The organism is Streptomyces cyaneofuscatus (genome assembly GCF_000718135.1).
Classification (GTDB): domain Bacteria; phylum Actinomycetota; class Actinomycetes; order Streptomycetales; family Streptomycetaceae; genus Streptomyces; species Streptomyces cyaneofuscatus.
The window spans coordinates 40304-58417 of record NZ_JOEM01000023.1 but is presented as its reverse complement, the minus strand read 5'-3'; the positions used below and the strand labels follow the sequence as shown (position 1 = coordinate 58417).

General features: G+C 71.2%; 15 protein-coding genes. 7 read left to right on the top strand and 8 right to left on the bottom strand.

Going from position 1 to position 18114, the window contains the following annotated elements:
- Nucleotides 1-20: 20 nt before the first annotated feature.
- The 4 genes from IF17_RS0130470 to IF17_RS0130455 all read right to left on the bottom strand — a co-directional run bounded on the left by IF17_RS0130470 (nt 21) and on the right by IF17_RS0130455 (nt 4191).
- Nucleotides 21-818: a family 1 encapsulin nanocompartment shell protein gene (locus IF17_RS0130470; RefSeq protein WP_030572833.1), complete on the bottom strand. Its 798-nt coding sequence runs from the start codon at nt 816-818 to the stop codon at nt 21-23.
- Complete coding sequence (locus tag IF17_RS0130465; RefSeq protein ID WP_030572830.1) at nt 818-1954, bottom strand: Dyp-type peroxidase; 1137 nt, start codon at nt 1952-1954, stop codon at nt 818-820. Before IF17_RS0130465 ends, IF17_RS0130470 begins: the two co-directional genes overlap by 1 nt.
- A gap of 148 nt (nt 1955-2102) precedes the next feature.
- Entirely contained in the window at nt 2103-3545 is a 1443-nt protein-coding gene (gene gndA, locus IF17_RS0130460) for an NADP-dependent phosphogluconate dehydrogenase (RefSeq protein WP_030572826.1), read from the bottom strand.
- Between the two features lie 67 nt (nt 3546-3612).
- Nucleotides 3613-4191: a DUF5709 domain-containing protein gene (locus IF17_RS0130455; RefSeq protein WP_030572824.1), complete on the bottom strand. Its 579-nt coding sequence runs from the start codon at nt 4189-4191 to the stop codon at nt 3613-3615.
- A gap of 151 nt (nt 4192-4342) precedes the next feature.
- Between IF17_RS0130455 and IF17_RS1000000139080 the strand changes: the two genes are divergently transcribed.
- The 3 genes from IF17_RS1000000139080 to IF17_RS0130445 all read left to right on the top strand — a co-directional run bounded on the left by IF17_RS1000000139080 (nt 4343) and on the right by IF17_RS0130445 (nt 7894).
- The gene (locus IF17_RS1000000139080) at nt 4343-4483 is read left to right on the top strand and encodes a hypothetical protein (RefSeq protein ID WP_157851185.1); all 141 of its coding nucleotides are present in this window, start codon (nt 4343-4345) and stop codon (nt 4481-4483) included.
- 256 nt (nt 4484-4739) lie between these two features.
- Complete coding sequence (locus IF17_RS0130450) at nt 4740-6215, top strand: UDP-N-acetylmuramoyl-L-alanyl-D-glutamate--2,6-diaminopimelate ligase (RefSeq protein ID WP_030572820.1); 1476 nt, start codon at nt 4740-4742, stop codon at nt 6213-6215.
- 137 nt (nt 6216-6352) lie between these two features.
- The gene (locus tag IF17_RS0130445) at nt 6353-7894 is read left to right on the top strand and encodes a carboxylesterase/lipase family protein (protein ID WP_030572816.1); all 1542 of its coding nucleotides are present in this window, start codon (nt 6353-6355) and stop codon (nt 7892-7894) included.
- 6 nt (nt 7895-7900) lie between these two features.
- Here IF17_RS0130445 and IF17_RS0130440 read toward each other — a convergent pair whose 3' ends face one another.
- A complete protein-coding gene (locus IF17_RS0130440) occupies nt 7901-8932 on the bottom strand; it encodes an SCO7460 family lipoprotein (protein WP_030572813.1) in 1032 nt (343 codons plus the stop codon).
- Between the two features lie 250 nt (nt 8933-9182).
- On the opposite strand from IF17_RS0130440, the gene IF17_RS0130435 reads away from it, so the two are divergent.
- The 4 genes from IF17_RS0130435 to IF17_RS0130420 all read left to right on the top strand — a co-directional run bounded on the left by IF17_RS0130435 (nt 9183) and on the right by IF17_RS0130420 (nt 14770).
- A complete protein-coding gene (locus tag IF17_RS0130435) occupies nt 9183-10328 on the top strand; it encodes an alpha-lytic protease prodomain-containing protein (RefSeq protein ID WP_030572810.1) in 1146 nt (381 codons plus the stop codon).
- Nucleotides 10329-10729: 401 nt separating this feature from the next.
- Entirely contained in the window at nt 10730-11845 is a 1116-nt protein-coding gene (locus IF17_RS0130430; RefSeq protein WP_030572807.1) for a DUF1996 domain-containing protein, read from the top strand.
- A 132-nt stretch (nt 11846-11977) separates the two neighbouring features.
- On the top strand, nt 11978-13744 hold the full coding sequence (locus IF17_RS0130425; protein WP_030572804.1) for a discoidin domain-containing protein: 1767 nt from the start codon (nt 11978-11980) through the stop codon (nt 13742-13744).
- 168 nt (nt 13745-13912) lie between these two features.
- Nucleotides 13913-14770 carry an alpha/beta fold hydrolase gene (locus IF17_RS0130420; protein WP_030572801.1) on the top strand — a complete coding sequence of 286 codons (858 nt, stop codon included), beginning with the start codon at nt 13913-13915 and terminating at the stop codon, nt 14768-14770.
- Nucleotides 14771-14833: 63 nt separating this feature from the next.
- On the opposite strand, the gene IF17_RS0130415 is transcribed toward IF17_RS0130420, so the two are convergent.
- From IF17_RS0130415 to IF17_RS0130405, 3 genes are read right to left on the bottom strand one after another with little or no spacing between them, the layout of a single operon-like run.
- Nucleotides 14834-16192, bottom strand: coding sequence for a GH1 family beta-glucosidase (locus IF17_RS0130415; protein ID WP_030572798.1), 1359 nt, complete (start codon nt 16190-16192; stop codon nt 14834-14836).
- Nucleotides 16193-16212: 20 nt separating this feature from the next.
- Nucleotides 16213-17106 (bottom strand): carbohydrate ABC transporter permease, encoded by an 894-nt coding sequence (locus IF17_RS0130410; protein ID WP_076966434.1) that lies wholly within the window; start codon nt 17104-17106, stop codon nt 16213-16215.
- Nucleotides 17099-18109 carry a carbohydrate ABC transporter permease gene (locus tag IF17_RS0130405; RefSeq protein ID WP_030572793.1) on the bottom strand — a complete coding sequence of 337 codons (1011 nt, stop codon included), beginning with the start codon at nt 18107-18109 and terminating at the stop codon, nt 17099-17101. Before IF17_RS0130405 ends, IF17_RS0130410 begins: the two co-directional genes overlap by 8 nt.
- Between the last annotated feature and the right edge of the window lie 5 nt (nt 18110-18114).

Genomic DNA, 18114 nt, shown 5'->3' with positions numbered 1-18114 from the left:
TCGGCGAAAGCGGCTGGACCTCAGGCGATGAGCCCCACCACCGCCTCCGGCGTCAGCATCCGGAACGTGAACGCCTGCTGGAAGTAGAGGTGGATGCCGGTGGCGTCATGGTCCGCGTACCCGATCGACAGGTCCTGACCCAGGCAGAGTTCGAAGTCGCCGCCCCGGGTCGACAGCAGCACCCCGCCCTTGACGGCGGGCGCCCACAGGATCTCGTCGTCCACGATACGGGCCAGGTGGGTCTTGACCGGAAAGCCGTGGTCCGACATCTCGGCGGCCTCCGTGAACGCGTCCGCGCCGAGCAGCAGCCGGTACGGCCCCTCGACACCGGCCAGCCGCAGCCGTGTCACCGCCTGGCTGACCGCCACCGGATAGTCCCGGGCGTCGGCGGGCAGCGGCAGCGGGTCGTGCGAGGAGCCGTCCCGCAGACCGGTGATCCCGGCCGCCGCGTACCCGTCGATGACCGCCATGTCCTCCGCGAACGCACAGGTGCGCGCCGCGTCCTTGACGGGTTGCCAGTCGCTGTCGGCGGAGCCGCGCTCCACGTCGTCCACCGCCTGCCTGCTCACCGTGAACGGGACCCGCCACTCGATGACCGGCATCGACGTACGCGCCCGGGCCACCACGTCCGGCGTCGGCGGGTCGATGTCGCGCAGATGGCCGTCGCCGACCGCGGCCAGCGTCGGGCCGTCCGGATCGGAGACGTCGACGACGCGGCGGCCCGCGACATGGCGGCGGAACGTACGCCGGGCCTCCTCCTCGATCTCGTCCCAGGCGGCGGGGGTGACCGGTGCGAGTTCGCGGTGCAGATTGTTCATCACTGGGCGCTTTCTTGCAGGCTGCCGATGCGCAGCGAACCGTGGTCCGACCCGGCCGACCCGGCCGACCCGGCCGACCCGGCCGACCCGGCCGACCCGGCCGATCCGGCTGATCCGGCCGCGACGGGGTCCTGCCGGGCCGGTGCGGACACCGGTTCCGGCCGGTCCTCGGCGCGGACCAGGGCGGGCGGGGGCGGCGGGTCGTCGAGGAATTCGGCGCGCGGGGCGAAGAAGAGGCCTCCGGTGACCGCCGTGGAGAAGTCGAGGATGCGGTCGTGCGTGCCGGGCGGATCGCCGAGGAACATGTTGCGGAGCATGCGTTCGGTGACGTCGGGGTCGGCCGCGTACCCGATGAAGTACGTGCCGAACTCGCCCTGACCGAAGTTCCCGAACGGCATGTTCGCCCGCAGGATGTCGCGTTCGGTGCCGTCCGGGTCGGTGACCGTGTTGAGCGCGAGATGGGAGTCGGCGGGCTTCTCGTCGTCGGGGAACTCCACGTCGTCGAGTTTCGTGCGCCCGATGACGCGCTCCTGCTCCTCCACGGAGAGAGCGTTCCAGGACGTCAGGTCGTGCAGATACTTCTGTACGACGACGTAACTGCCGCCCTCGAACTCCGGATCGTCCTCCGCGCCGACCAGCGCCGCCGAGCGGGCGTCGTCGCCCACCGGATTCTCCGTACCGTCCACGAAGCCCAGCAGATCCCGGTGGTCGAGATAGCGGAAGCCGTGCGTCTCGTCCACGATCCGCAGCGCCCCGCCGAGCTTGGTGAGCAGCTGTGCCGCCCACTCGTAACAGACGTCCATCCGCTCGGCCCGGATGTGCAGCAGCACATCGCCCGGGGTCGCCGGGGCGTGGTGGAGCCGGCCCCGCAGCTCCTGGAACGGGTGGAGGTGCGCGGGACGCCCCCCGCCGAACAGACGGTCCCAGACGGCGGAGCCGAACCCCGTCACGCAGGCGAGACCGGCGTCCGGGTAGCGGAAGCCGAGGGACCGGGCGACGGCCACCAGGTCCGGCAGCACCTCCCGTACGGCGTCCTCACCGCCGGGCTCGACCGTCCCGACCAGGAACAGCGCCGCATTGGTCAGCGGGGCCACGACGGGCTGGACGGAGACGGGGTCGGGGACGGCTGCGGACATGCGCGGCACTCCAGGGATCGGGTGGATCGCGTGAGATCACGTGCGATCGCGTGAGATCGCTTGTGCAGGGCTCGCAGCCCACTAAGCCATGCCCCGCGGACAGCCGCACCCGGGGTGACCCGGCCGGACCACCCCGGGTGCGTACGCCTCAGCCCGCCGCGACCTCGGACCGGTCCCCGCCCCACAGCGTGTGGAACGACCCCTCCCGGTCCGTACGCCGGTAGGTGTGCGCCCCGAAGAAGTCCCGCTGCCCCTGCGTGAGCGCCGCCGGCAGCCGGTCCGCGCGCAACCCGTCGTAGTAGGACAGCGCGGCGGCGAAACCGGGCGTCGGCACGCCCTGGCGCGCCGCCTCCGCCACCACCGCCCGCCAGTCGTCCTGCGCGGCCCCGATCTCCCGCCCGAACTCCTCGTCCGACAGCAGGCTCACCAGCTCCGGCCGGGAGTCGTAGGCGGCCCGGATACGGTCCAGGAATGCGGCCCGGATGATGCAGCCCGCCCGCCAGATCGCCGCCACCGAACCGAGGTCGATGTCCCAGTCGTACGCCTCGCTGCCGGCCCGGATCTGGTGGAAGCCCTGCGTGTACGAGACGACCTTCGAGGCGTACAGGGCCTGCTCGACCCGGTCCGCGAACGCCGACGCGTCCGCCCCCTCCAGCGGCTTCGCCACCGGCCCCGGCAGCTCCCGTGACGCCTCGCGCAGGTCCGCGTGGCCGGAGAGGGAACGCGCGAAGACCGCCTCGGCGATCCCGGAGACGGGAACGCCCAGGTCGAGCGCGATCTGCACCGTCCACCGCCCGGTGCCCTTCTGCTCCGCGCGGTCCTGCACGACGTCGACGAACGGCTTGCCGGTGGCCGCGTCCGTATGGGCGAGGACCTCGGCGGTGATCTCGATGAGGTACGAGTCCAGCCGGCCGGTGTTCCAGCTCCGGAAGGTGTCGGCGATCTGCGCGGGGGAGTACCCGGCGATCCGGCGCAGAAGGTCGTACGCCTCGGCGATCAGCTGCATGTCCGCGTACTCGATGCCGTTGTGCACCATCTTCACGAAGTGCCCGGCCCCGTCGGGGCCGATGTGCGCGGTGCACGGGGTGCCGTCCTTCGCCTTCGCGGCGATCTTCTCCAGCATCGGGCCCAGCGACGCGTACGACTCGGCCGATCCGCCCGGCATGATGCTCGGGCCGTGGAGCGCGCCCTCCTCCCCGCCGGAGACGCCCGCCCCGACGAAGTGGATCCCGCGTTCCCGCAACTCCTTCTCCCGGCGGCGGGTGTCCTCGAAGTGGGCGTTGCCACCGTCGATGATGACGTCGCCGTCCTCCAGCAGCGGCGCGAACTCCTGGATCACCGCGTCCGTCGGATCCCCGGCCTTCACCATGATCACCAGTCGGCGGGGGTGTTCCAGAGCCGCGACGAACTCCTCAGGGGTGTGCGCGGCGACGAACGTGCCCTCGTCACCGAACTCCTTCACGAGGGCGTCGGTCCGGGAGGCCGTGCGGTTGTGCACCGCGACGGTGAAGCCGTTGCGGGCGAAGTTCCGGGCCAGGTTGCGGCCCATCACCGCGAGTCCGGTGACGCCGATCTGGGCAGTGCCGGTCATCTGTGTGCTCCTGCGATTCCGGGGGGGGCGTTCGGTCAGGGGAGTACGGGACGGGGGACGGCGGCGTTCACGCGCCTTCGGCGGAGCCCCCGACAGAGCCCTCTACGGGGGAGCTGTCAACAGGAGCGCCGTCCTCGGCGGCACCGTCGACGAGCGCGCCGTCGGGCAGCGAACCGTCCAGAAGGCTCTCGTCGTCCCCCTCCTCGGGGATCACGTGCATCGCGGCTTCCTCGGCCGACGCCGCCGCGCCGTCGATGCCCACATCGCTGGCGGTGAGGGTGGCCGGGACAGTGCCGTCCGCCTGCTGGGTCAGCCGCCCGGCACGGGCGACGCCGACCTTGCCGTCCCAGAGCTCGCCGTCCCCGCCCGCCAGGTCTCCTACACCGTCGCCGGTGAAACCGGGAGTCTCGGGAACCTCCCTGGTCAGCCGGGTTTCGAGCGACTCACCCGTGAGGCTCTCGGCAGCCGTGGTGCCGAGGCCTTCGACCACCCAGGGGCGGTCCGGCGGTGAATAGCCCTCGTCGAGCGGATCGCCGGTGCCGGAGGGGTCCAGCAGCGTGTCCTCGGAGCCGAGCTGTTCATCGGGGTCGGCAGCCTCCTGCTCCTGAGGCTGGTAGACGTCGTCCCCCCAGTCGGTGTCGCTCATGGCGCGCATCCTTTCCTCGGGAGAACCACTGTCCCCTGTACGCAATTCCACTCCGGTCCCGCTCCGCCCGCAAAGGGAAGATCGGGCTCTGACATGTCCCGGCCTGCTCAGGGCGGGCCGGGACAGGCCGGGGCGGACGTACACTCGGCTCATGGGTCGTAGCGCCGAACTGGGGAAGTGCCCGCACCGGGCCCCCTCCGCGCTGCCCCCGGTCGCGGTCCCCGCCGCCGCACCGGCACCCGCCGACGCGGCTCCCGGAACGGGCCGTACCGCGCTGCACGGCCACGGCTAGCGGCCTTCGGCGTCCGCGGATCCGGGCAAGGGGACGCCCCGGTCCGCCGCCCCTCCCACGAACGAATCCGGCCTCTCCGCGCCGGAGAGCCGCCGCCCCCGGCGCGCGCGTACGTAACGCAACACCCACCACGTAACGCAACATCCGACACGTCACGCATCACGCATCACGCATCACGCGGCACAGGCGCACCCGCCCGTGCCGCTGACCGGCGACGGCCGCAGAGACGCGCCGAGCCGCACTCGAAGGGACCATCGTGAAGCTGAGCGACCTACTGGCCGGGCAGGACCACCACGTGCTGCAGGGAAGCCCCGAGCGCACCAGGATCACCGCCGGCACGACGTACGACGCGGACCGGGTCACGCCCGGCTCCGTCTTCGTCGCGGTACCCGACCACGCGGCCGGCGGTCCGGACGCCGTCGCACCGGCCGTCGCGCGCGGCGCGGCAGCCGTCGTCGTCGACGCCCAGGCACCACCTCTCCCCGCGGCGGCGGGCGACGTGTGCGCGATCCGGGTGCCGGACGCCCGCAAGGCCGCCGCCGTCATCGCCTCGCGCTACTTCGGTGAGCCGGGCCGTGCGATGGACCTGGTCGCGATCACCGGGACCAACGGCAAGACCTCCGTCTCGTACATGGTCGAGTCGGTGCTGCGGCTCGCCGAGGGCGCCCGGGTCGGGGTGATCGGCACGGCGGGGAGCCGGATCGGGGACGAACCGATCCCGATGCCGCCCTCCGCGCTCTCCACCCCCGAATCGCCCGACCTCCAGTACCTGCTGAGCCGTATGCGCGACAGCGCGGCCGGCAGCGTCGTCCTGGAGGCCACCTCGATGGGCCTGCTGACGCACCGTCTGGACCGGACCTTCATCGACGTGGGCGTCTTCACCAACCTGTCGCAGGACCACCTCGACGACCACGGCACCATGGAGCACTACCGCGATGCCAAACTCCGCCTCTTCCAGGGGCTCTGCCGGCGCGCGGTCATCAACGCGGACGACCCGGTCGGCGCCGGCATCCGGGAGCTGATGCCCGACGCGGTGACCACGTACGCCCTGGACGGCCCGGCGGACTACCGCGCCACCGACCTGTCGGTGGACGCCTCGGGGACGCGGTTCACCCTGCACCACGACGGCCGGAAGTACCCGGCGGCGATCCCGTCCCCGGGCCGGTTCTCGGTCTCCAACGCCCTCGCGACGGTGGCCGCCTGCCACCTGCTCGGCCACGGCCTGGCCGGACTCGTCGACGCGCTGGAGCGCATGCCGCAGATCCCCGGCCGCTTCGAGCGCCTCCACACCCCCGAGGGCACCTCGGTGATTGTGGACTACGCCCACTCGCCGGACTCCCTCAACAAGGTCCTGACCACGATCCGCGGCTTCGCCGAGGGCCGGGTCATCACCGTCTTCGGCTGCGGCGGCGACCGCGACACCACCAAGCGCGCCGAGATGGGCACCATCGCCGGTACCCACTCGGACCTGTGCGTGCTCACCTCGGACAATCCCCGGTACGAGGACCCCGAGGCGATCCTCGACCAGATCGCGCCCGGCATCGCGGCGACCGGAACGCCGTTCGAACGGTTCACGGACCGCCGTGCGGCCATCGCCTCCGCCCTCGCCTCGGCGGGACCGGCCGACGTCGTGCTCATCGCGGGCAAGGGCAGCGAGCCCCACCAGATCGTCGGTGACGAACTGCTGCCCTTCAGCGACATGGCGACGGTGCGCGAACTGATCGGCCAGTAGGCGACCGATTCCCGGACCCACCCCGCCCACCTGCGAAAAGGCGTTGGCGCGAGGGGCGTCCCGGCTGACATCCTGCCCACCGCACGCCCGAACGCCGGGCGGGTGGTCGGGCGGAGCAGGGCGGGGGAGCGGCAGCCGTGGATGTGTTCACCACGCGGGCGGGACGAGTACGAGGGCGGCGCTCCGAGCGGGACCCGGGGATCGTGACCGTACGCGGACTCCCTTACGCCGCACCGCCGTTCGGCGCCGACCGGTTCCGGGAGCCGCGTCCGGCGCAGCCCTGGGACGGCGTACGGGAGTGCACCGCGTACGGTCCCGTGGCGCCCCAGTCCGCCGAACTGCCCGGCTCCCCGGCCTGGTCGCCCGGGGACGAGGACATCCTCACGCTGAACATCTGGGCACCGGCCGACGGCCCCGGAGACCTGCCCGTGTTCGTCTGGATCCACGGCGGCGCGTACGTCTTCGGCTCCTCCGCCCAGCCCGACTTCGACGGCACCGCCCTCGCCGCCCGGGGGCTCGTCGTCGTCACGCTCAACCACCGCCTCGGCTTCGAGGGGTTCGGCCATGTTCCCGCCGGCGGCGAGGGGCCCGCCTGCCCCGACAACCGCGGGCTGCTCGACCAGATCGCCGCCCTGGAATGGGTACGGGACACCATTGCCGTTTTCGGTGGCTCACCCGGGCGCGTCACCCTGGCCGGACAGTCCTCGGGGGCCACCTCCGTGGCCTGCCTGATGGCAGCCGACCGGGCGCGCGGCCTGTTCCACCGGGCCATCCTGCACAGCGCCGTCAACGCCTGCGCCACGGTCGGACAGGCGGCCCGCACCACCGCCGAGGTCGCGGCGGCGGCCGGGGTGCCCGCCACCCGCGCGGGGCTGCTCGCCGCATCACCGCAGACGCTGGTGAGCGCGTCCGACCGGGTCGTCGAGCGGTACCGGCAGGACCCCGGCTCCGGGCAGCGCCACTACGATCCGGCGATCTACGGACCCGTCGCCGACGGGGACCTGCTGCCCTGCGACCCGCTGGAGGCGCGGGCCGCCGGGGCCGGAGCCGGCGCGGACGTGGAGCTGCTGGTCTGCCACACGACGGAGGAGTACTGGCTCCTCGACGCCGTGGGCAGCAGCGCCAAGGTGACCACGGAACAGCAACTCCACACGTTCGCCGCAGACTTCGGCCTGCCACCGCAGCTCGTCGACGCCTACCGCGACCGTCTGCCGGACGCCGCTCCCGTCCTCGACGTCTATCTCGCCCTGTACGGAGACCTCCTCTTCGCCGAATACAGCAGCCGGCTCGCCGAGGCCCACGCCCGGGCCGGCGGACGGACCTACCTCTCCCGCTTCGACCGCCGGAGCGGCGGGGACGCTGGGGACGGCGGCGACGGCGGGCGGGTCCGGGAGTGGCACTGCGCGGACATCCCCTTCGCCTTCGGGAACCTCCACGAGGAGAGCCTCCACTTCCTGATGGGCGGCCCGCCCGGCCCGGCCGACCACGAGCTGGCGCACCGCATGACCGGCGCCTGGGCCGCCTTCGCCGCCCACGGAGATCCGGGCTGGGCCCCGCTGGACGGCGGCGGAGAAGGAAGTGCGGTGCGGGTGTGGCGTACGGCCGGGGAGGAAGCCCGGGAGACCGACGCGTTCCGTGATCTGTGGGCTGCGGCGGGGCTGCCCCTGCTGGCACCCTGACGCGGCTCAGTACGGCGGCAGCCGCAGCGCCCCCGTACCCTCGCGCACGTCGTGCACGATGCGGATCTTCCCCACCGGGTTGCCGCGCTCGTCGGCCGTGACCAGGACCGCGTCGTCGCTGTTGACGCAGCGTCCCCGCTCGCCCGGCTCGGGGCAGAAGAGCAGATAGCCGGTCTGCCGGTCGGTCCGGCCCGGCTCCAGGCGCCAGACCCACTGATAGTCGCTCATGACCACGTTCGGGTAGGTGGCGCGCAGCTCCTCCCGTACGGCGTCCTGGACCGTCTTCCCGAACGCCTGGCTCTCCTTGAACGGCCGCACCACCCGGGCGCTGCCTGTTGTGTCCACCCGCCCGTCCACGATGTCGTAACTGGCCGAGTAGTAGGTGTGCTTGGTGAGCGAGGCGACCAGGTTGCTACGGGTCAGGCGCAGCAGGGTGGGCCAGGAGTCCTTGCCCCGGTTGCGCTTCTCGGCGACGGCGGGGGAGACCACGTTCACGTACGAGGCCTTTGCCTTCGCGAGCGGAGTGTCGGCTCCGCTCGCCGTGACCCAGCGCTGGACGCAGCCCCCGATGTCGGCGAGCACCCGCTGCACGGTGGCGTTGGTCAGTTCGGCCACCACGTAAGGCGGCGTCCCGGTGGGGCCGAGGGCGATGACCTCGTAGCCGCATGCGTCGAACGCGTCCCGCAGGGTGCGGTACGCGGCCGCGTCCGCCCGTCCGCGCGCCACCGCCTCCGTGAGGACCCCGGCGCACTCCTTGCTGTCGCAGGTGCCCTTGTCCGCGTCGATGCGCAGCCGGACCACGGCGTCCCGGTCGTCGGCCACGGCGAAGGTGACCTCCGAGCCTCCGGTGCCCGGGAAGAGTGTGCGTGCCCCGATCGCCTTGATCTGGCCGGGGAAGTGCTTGTCGGCCACTTCCTCCGCTGCCCGGCGGTCCTCCTTGGTGGTGACCACCCCGCAGGCCCCGACCAGGGCCACCAGCGAACCTGCCAGTACGCAGGTGGCGGCGGCTCTCCACTGCCTGCGGTGTGATCCAGCCATGGTCTGCTCCTCGGGGTGGTGCTGCCCTGTGTTCCTGTGACAGTAGGACCGGAAGCCGTGAGGCCGGATGAGTACGCCTACTCAAACCCCTCCGCACCACCTCCCGTCATTGGCATGGACCTGACTATAGAACTCCGCTACAGTCCGGGACGACGCATCTGAGAGCGCTCTCAAAAGCTCGATCCGATGTGCTCCCGGATGGATCCCGTTCCACCCCCACGTCGCTGGAACAACAGGAAGGGTCACTCCCTTGAGACACGCAACCGCCCTGCGGACCGGTCTGTCCGCGCTCCTGGTCCTCGGTGCCTGGACCGCCGTCGGCCCGTCGGCCGCATCCGCCGCCCCCACCGACTTCGCGGAGCTCCCCGCCTCCGCCGCCCTGCTCTCCGCCATGCAGCGTGACCTCGGCCTGACCGAGGGCCAGGCCCGTACGCGGCTGGCGCAGGAGAAGGCGGCGACGGCCCTGGAGCCGAAGGCGCAGCGCGCCGCGGGCTCGGCCTACGGCGGGTCGTGGTTCGACTCCGCGACCGGCAAGCTCACCGTGGCGGTCACCGACGCCGGCAAGGCCGGTGCCGTACGGGCCGCCGGCGCGCAGGCCCGGATCGTCGAGCACTCGGCCGCCCAGCTCGACGCCACCATGAAGCGCATCGACGCCCTGAGCGCGCCCGACGGGGTGGCCAGTTGGCGCGTCGACCCCGCCACCAGCCGCGTCGTCGTGAACGTCGTCGACTCCGCGCAGGGTGACAACGATGTCCGCGCCTTCGTCGCCAAGGCCCGCAAGGCCGGGCCCGTCACGGTGGAGCGGACGGCCGAGGCCCCGCAGACCTTCGCCGCCGGGACCGTCGGCGGCGACCCGTACTACACCGGCAACGTCCGCTGCTCGATCGGCTTCTCGGTCCACGGCGGCTTCGTCACCGCCGGGCACTGCGGGGGCACCGGACAGCAGGTCCGCGGCTGGGACAACTCCTACATCGGCAACTTCCAGGGCTCGTCGTTCCCCGGCGACGACTACGCCTGGGTGAACGTCGGCAGCGGCTGGTGGACCGTCCCCGTCGTCCTCGGCTGGGGCACCGTCCCGGACCAGCTGGTGCGCGGCTCGAACGAGGCCCCGATCGGCGCCTCGATCTGCCGCTCCGGCTCCACCACCCGCTGGCACTGCGGCCGGGTCCTCGCCAAGAACGAGACCGTCAACTACAGCCAGGGCGCCGTGCACCAGATGACCAAGACCAGCGTCTGCGCCCAGGGCGGCGACTCCGGTGGGTCGTTCATCAGCGGCGACCAGGCCCAGGGCGTCACCTCCGGCGGCTGGGGCAACTGCTCCAGCGGCGGTGAGACCTGGTACCAGCCGATCAACGAGATCCTCAACCGCTACGGGCTGAGGCTGCACACCGCCTGATCCGGGGGAGCCGCACGCCCGGCTCCCGTGGACGAGGTGAACGCGTACGACAGGTGTCCGAGCGGCCCCGCTCACGGGTGGGGCCGCTTCCGTGTGCCGGTGGCCGCCCGTACGCATACCCGCCTCGCCTCCGCCTCCCGGGCGATTCGGCACCCGCCGTCGCATTGGCCCGTTACCTCAACGCCCTTTGCGCGGCGCATCGTTCACAGGCTATTGACACCCTCTCAGCCTCGACGCAACACTGACAGCGCCTTGGAGAGCGCTCTCCCAGACAGTCTCCGGCCGCTTTCCGGCCTCGTGGACGCCCTGGGGCGGTGGCCCTTCCCGGCTGTACCACCAGCTCAACTCTCCCCCCACCGTGCACCCGATGTGCATGGATGCAGAGCGGCATGGAGGTCCGCATGGCGACAAGACTCAACAGAACGACCCTGGTGTCCACGCTGATCGTGGCGACCGCCCTGGCCCTGGTGGCCCTGGGGCTGACCGCGATCACGAACGCCGGGGCCACCACGGCCGCCGCCACCCGGTCCGCGGCCGATCAGCCCGCTGCGGCGTCCCACGTGATGCAGGGTCACACGATGCCGGCCGCCAAGCCCGCCGCCTTCGGGGACGACCCCGACGGCGACGGGTACATTCCGGCGAATCCGCCGGTCACCGGGGTGGAACCGTCCCGGGAGATACCCCCGCACCGCTACTTCCACGAGTTCCAGGCGAACTGTTCGGTCACCCACACCGCCCCGGACGACCCGATCGTCTACCCGGGCCAGGCCGGCGCGTCGCACGACCACACGTTCATGGGGAACGACACCACCAACGCCGGCAGCACCACCGCCTCGCTGAGCGCGGGCGGTACGGCCTGCGTGGCGCCGGGTGACCTCTCCGCGTACTGGATGCCGACCCTCTACAACGGGAACCAGGAGATCCGCCCGACCGGACCGCAGGTCATCTACTACAAGGCCGGGGTCACCGACTACCGCACGGTCCGGCCCTTCCCCAAGGGGCTGCGGTTCGTCGTCGGCAGCCCGACCCAGACCAAGGAGCAGTTCCGCGACCACCCCGGCATGGTCGAGGGGTACGAGTGCGGTGAGAGCTACCACAACTACGACTTCCCGGCGGCCTGCCCCACCAGCCCGGACACCCAGCTGAACCTGCGTATGCAGGCGCCCAGTTGCTGGGACGGGAAGTACCTGGACACCCCCGACCACAAGGCCCACATGGCCTATCCGATCGTGACGGGGGCCAATCAGGACGTCTGCCCGGCGAGCCACCCGGTCGCCCTGCCGATGATCGAGTTCAAGATGGCGTGGCCGGTCAACGGAGACATGTCGCAGGTGAGACTGGCCAGCGGGACCGGCCACTCCTTCCACTACGACTTCTTCAACGCCTGGGACGACGCCACGCTGAAGGCCCTGGTCGACCACTGTGTCGTCGGCGGCCTCCAGTGCAACGCCCGTGGCTACGACGAGAACAACCCCGGCCGGGGTGCCGCTCTGGACGAGAACTACGAGCTGCCCTGACCGCGGAGGGACCGCCTGGCGGACCCTTGAGCGCTCTTCCCCGTGGGCGCACCCTGCCTACGGGGGAGAGCGCTCTCCCTTCCCCCGGGCCCCTTCCCCCCGGCCCCTTCCCCACTGAGGAGCACTCCCCCCATGAACCTCCCCCCTCTCCGACGGTCACCCCGCGCACGGCGCCGGGCCACCGCACGCCTCGCCGCAGCCGCTCTCCTGGCCGGGGCCGTGGCCGCCCTTCCGGCGCCCGCCGCCCACGCGGCGGGCAGCGTGGTCGAAGTGACCGGCTCGCAGGGCGACTGGCAGCTGACCGTGGACGGTTCGCCGTACACCGTGAAGGGCCTGACCTGGGGCCCGTCCGTCGCGGACGCCGAGCGGTACATGCCCGATGTGAAGTCGATGGGTGTCAACACGATCCGCACCTGGGGCACCGACGCCACCACGAAACCCCTCCTGGACACCGCGGCGGCCAACGGCATCAAGGTGATCGCCGGCTTCTGGCTCCAGCCCGGCGGCGGCCCCGGCAGCGGCGGCTGTGTGAACTACCTGACGGACACCGCGTACAAGAACGACATGCTCGCCGAGTTCCCGAAGTGGGTGGAGACCTACAAGGACCATGAGGGCGTCCTCATGTGGAACGTCGGCAACGAGTCGGTGCTCGGCCTGCAGAACTGCTACAGCGGCGAGGCCCTGGAGCAGCAGCGCGACGCGTACACCTCCTTCGTCAACGAGATCGCCAGGAAGATCCACGACGTCGACCCGAACCACCCGGTCACCTCCACCGACGCCTGGACCGGGGCCTGGCCGTACTACAAGAAGAACGCGCCCGACCTCGACCTCTACGCCGTGAACTCCTACGACGCCGTCTGCGACATCCGCTCCACCTGGGAGCAGGGCGGGTACGACAAGCCCTACATCGTCACCGAGGGCGGCCCGGTCGGCGAGTGGGAGGTGCCGGACGACGCCAACGGCGTACCGGAGGAGCCCACCGACGTGGAGAAGGCGGCGGGGTACAAGAGCGCCTGGGACTGCGTCCAGGACCACCCGGGCGTCTCGCTCGGGGCGACGCTCTTCCATTACGGCACCGAGTACGACTTCGGGGGCGTCTGGTTCAACCTGCTCCCCGCCGGCCAGAAGCGGCTCTCGTACTACGCGGTGAAGGAGGCGTACGGTGCCTCCACCTCCGGTGACAACACCCCGCCCGTCATCAGCGGGTTCACCGTCGACAACGCCTCCGCCGTGCCGGCCGGGCGGACCTTCCGGGTGAGCGCCTCCGTCACCGATCCGGACGGCGACGCCCTCAGCCACCAGGTGCTGTTCAGTTCCAAGTACGTCGACGACAACGGCAGCTTGACGGAGGCGGAGTTCACCGACCGCGGCGACGGCACCTTCGACGTGACCGCCCCGGACCGGCTCGGCGTCTGGAAGGTCTACCTAAAGTCCACTGACGGCCATGGCAACGTCGGCATCGAGACCACGTCCTTCAAGGTGGTGCCGCCGCAGGTCGACGGGGACAACCTGGCGCTCGGCAGGACCGCCACGGCCTCGACCTTCCAGGCGGACAGCACCGGCTGCCCCTGCCCGGCGGCCAACGCCGTCGACGGGTCCTTCGACACCCGCTGGGCCAGTGAGTGGGCCGACCAGCAGTGGATCCAGGTCGACCTGGGCTCCACCACCTCCTTCGACCACGTCCAGCTGGCCTGGGAGGCCGCCTACGCCAAGGGCTACACCGTCCAGACATCGGACAACGGCGACGACTGGACCACCGTCCACACCGAGACCGCGGGCAACGGCGGCATCGACGACATCGACGTCGCCGGGAACGGCCGCTACGTCCGTGTGACCACCTCGGAGCGCGGCACCCCGTGGGGCAACTCGCTCTACGAGTTCGGCGTCTACCGCAGCTGATCCCGCCGGACTCCACGACGACCTGCCGCACCGTTTCTCCCCGCTGCCGGTGCGGTGGGACAGGCCGTGGCGGCCACGGAAATCCGTGGCCGCCACGGCCTTCCCCTTTGTACGGTGACCTCTTCCGGCTACGACAAGATCACTGCCTTCCGCCGGACGGAGAAGACGATGACCGACAGGACGGCCGTACGTACGGGCCTGCTCACGGTGGACGGCGCCACCCTCCACCACGAGGTGCGCGGCGAGGGGCCGTTGCTGGTGATGATGCCCGGCGGAAGCGCCGACGCGGGGATCTACGACGCGATCGCGGCGGATCTGGCGGACCGCTGGACGGTGGCCACTTTCGACCCGCGGGGCTACTCGCGCAGCGCGCTGGACGGGCCGGTGACGGACCAGTCGCCCGCGACGCACGCCGATGACATCGTCCGGCTGATCGACCTGCTGTCACCGGACGGAGCTCCGGCCGCGCTCTTCGGCTCCAGTTCGAGCGCCGTCGTCGCGCTGGCCGCCCTGGCCCGCCACCCCGCCCGGCTGAGCCGGGTCGTCGCCCACGAACCGCCCGTGGTCGCGCTGCTGCCCGACCCGGAGGCGGGACGCGTGCTCTTCGCGGCCGTACGGGAGGCCTTCCGGCGGGACGGGGTGGCGGCGGCGATGGCCACGATGGCGGCGGGGCTCGCGCCGGAGGAGGGGGCCTCATCGGGCCCGGAGGACCAGGCCCCCACCCCCACCCCGGAACAGGCCGCCACCTTCCGCCGGATGCACGCCAACCTGCCCGTCTTCCTGGAGCACGTGCTCTGCCCCTTCAGCGGTTACGTCCCCGACCTCGTGGTGCTCAAGACCGCCGCCGCGCGCCTGGTCGTCGGCGTAGGCCGGGACTCCCGCGCCCTCCTGCCCGCCGTCGCGGCCGAAGGGCTGGCCCGGCGCGTGGGCGCCGGGGTGGCGGAGTTCCCCGGCGGGCACATCGGCCTCACCGAGGCCCCCCGGGCGTTCGCAGCCCGCCTGCGGGAGGTCCTCCTCGCCACGTGAAACAACTCCCGGCCGTGGCGGCGTACCACCACGGCCGGGAGCCCGTAGGCAACGAAGAGAAGCTCAGGCGAGCAGCCCCGCGCGGCGCCCCGCGTGTTCCCGGATCAGCTCCGCGTACCGGCGGCCGCTGCTCTTGACCGTACGGCGCTGGGTCGCGTAGTCCACGTGCACCAGGCCGAACCGCTTGTCGTAGCCGTACGCCCACTCGAAGTTGTCCAGCAGCGACCAGGCGAAGTACCCGGCCAGCGGCGCGCCCTTGGCGACCGCGCGGGCGCAGGCGGCGAGGTGCTCCTCCAGGTACGCCACGCGCTCCGGGTCGTGGACCGAGCCGTCCGCCGCGACGGTGTCCTGGTAGGCCGAACCGTTCTCGGTGACGTAGATGCGCTGCACGCCGTACTCCTCGGTCAAACGCAGCAGCAACTGCTCCAGCCCGTCCGCGTACACCTCCCAGTCCATGTAGGTGTGGCGTGCGTCGGCCACCGGGACCTGGGTGAACCCCGGCGCCGGGCCGGACGGATCGGCGGTGACGATCTGGCGGAAGTAGTAATTGAGCCCCAGCCAGTCCAGCGGTGCCGCGATGGTCTCCAGGTCGCCCGGTCGCACCGGGAGTTCGACGCCGTACGTCTCGACCATGTCCTGCGGGTAGCCGCGCCCGAGGACCGGGTCCAGCCACCAGCGGTTGATGTGTCCGTCCGCGCGGCGGGCCGCGGCCAGGTCGGCCTCGCTCGTGCTCGCCGGCACGATCGGGCTGAGGTTGTTCACGATGCCGACCCGGGCGTCCGAGGCGGCGGCGCGGATCGCCTGCACGGCCAGGCCGTGGCCCAGGTGCAGGTGGTACGAGGCCCGTACGGCGGCCGTGAGGTCGGTGAGGCCCGGGGCCATCCGGCCCTCCAGGTGCCCGATCCACGCCGAGCAGAGCGGCTCGTTGAGCGTCGCCCAGTCCTTGACCCGGTCGCCGATCCGCTCGACGACGTGGGAGGCGTACGCGGCGAAGTGCTCGGAGGTCTCCCGCACGGTCCAGCCGCCCCGGTCCTGGAGCACCTGCGGCAGGTCCCAGTGGTAGAGCGTGGCGAACGGGGTGACCCCGGCCTCCAGGAGCCCGTCCACCAGCCGGTCGTAGAAGTCCAGGCCCGCCTTGTTGACGGGTCCGTCGCCACCCGGCACGACCCGCGGCCAGGCGATCGAGAACCGGTAGGCGTCCGCGCCGACCTGCTTGATCAGGCCGATGTCCTCGGGGGCCCGGTGGTAGTGGTCACAGGCGATGTCACCCGTGTCCCCGCCGTCTATCTTGCCGGGGGTGTGCGAGAACGTGTCCCAGATGGAGGGGGAGCGGCCGTCCTCGGCCACGGCTCCCTCGATCTGGTACGAGGCGGTGGCGACGCCCCAGGTGAAGTCGGCCGGGAAGGCGTTGAGGTCGGTCACGTGCTGCCTTTCTGCGGAGGTCACTTGACGGCTCCCGCGGTGAGTCCGGCGACCAGGTAGCGCTGGAGGAGGAGGAACCCGGCGACGATCGGCACGCTCACCACGAGCGAGGCGGCCATGACCTGGTTCCAGTACACGTCGTTCTGCGTCGCGTACCCCTGGAGGCCGACGGAGAGGGTGCGGGTCGCGTCGTTCGTCATCACGGAGGCGAAGAGGACTTCGCCCCAGGCCGTCATGAACGAGTAGACGGAGACGGCGACGATGCCCGGCACGGCGGCCGGCACGACGACCCGGAAGAGGGCGCCGACCGGTCCGCAGCCGTCCACCAGGGCGGCCTCGTCGAGATCCTTCGGGATGGAGTCGAAGTACCCGATCAGCATCCATATGGAGAACGGCAGCGAGAACGTCAGATAGGTGAGTATCAGGCCGCCGCGTGAACCGTAGAGGGCGACGCCGGTGGAGCTGCCGATGTTGACGAAGATGAGGAATAGCGGCAGCAGGAAGAGGATGCCCGGGAACATCTGTGTGGAGAGCACCGTGACGGTGAAGACCCGCTTGCCCCGGAACTTGTAGCGGCTCACCGCATAGGCGGAGAACACCGCGATCGTCACCGACAGCACCGTCGCCGAACCCGCCACGATCAGCGAGTTGACGAAATACTTCGCGAGCGGAACGGTCTCCCAGATGTCGAAGTACGGCTGGACCGTCAGCGTGGAGGGGATCCACTGGAACTTCCCCGACACGTCCTGGAGCGGCTTCAGCGAGCTGCTGACCATCACGTAGACGGGCAGCAGGACGAAGCCGGCCAGCAGTGTGAGGACGATCCGGCGGGTCCACAGGAAGGACTGCGGCGCCGCCATGGGGGAGCGCCGCCGGGACCGGGAGGCGCCCGGAGTCCGCGTGAGGCTAGACATCGGCGCCCTTCCTTCCGCGCGAGGTGAGGATCAGGTAGACGGCCGTCACGAGCAGCAGGAAGAGCAGCAGCAGGACGGACATCGCCGAGCCGGTGCCGAAGTTCCAGGTGACGAACGAGGACTGGTAGATGTGGATCGAGATGAGGTCCGCGCTCTCCGGCGCCGACTTCCCGAACAGGACGTACGGCGTGTTGAAGTCGTTGAACGTCCAGAGGAAGAGCACGAGGACCAGCACCTGGTTGACCGGGCGCAGCGACGGCAGGGTGATCTTGCGGATCTGCTGCCAGATGCCGGCGCCGTCGATCGAGGCGGCCTCGTACAGCTCACGCGGGATGTTCTGCAGGCCCGCCATCAGCATGAGGAAGGCGAACGGCCAGCCCTTCCACACCGACACGATGATCAGCGTGTAGATGCTGTTGTCGCCGATCAGCCAGAAGGAGGGCTCATCGGTGATCCCGAGCTGGTCGTGCAGCACGTGGTTGATCAGGCCGTTGTCCCGCTGGAACATGAACGCCCAGGTGATGACGGCGGCGTAGACCGGCAGGGCGTACGGGACCAGGAAGATCGCCCGCAGGATGCCCCGGCCCCGGAAGCTCTCCTGGAGCAGGATCGCCGCCGCCGTCCCCAGCAGCCAGGCCAACCCGACCGAGAAGAACGTGAAGACGCAGGTCACGAAGAACGAGTGGAGCAGGGCCTCACCGATCGGCGCGTCGAAGTCGACGGCGATCCTGTAGTTGTCGAGGCCGATCCAGGGCGCCGCACCCCAGTTGTTGATGAAGAACTGTGTGAGCTGACGGAAGCTCATCACGATCCCGATGACCATCGGAACGATGTGGATGAGGAGTTCCAGCAGCACGGCGGGCAGGAGCAGGAGATAGGGCAGTCCGCCTTGGCGGATCCGGTCGGGGATGCGCGGCAGTCTCCTGCGCGCACCCCCGGTGCCCCGGCTCGTACCCCCGGTGGCCGACTTGTCGACCTCGGGGTTGGTGACGGTGGCGGTCATGGATC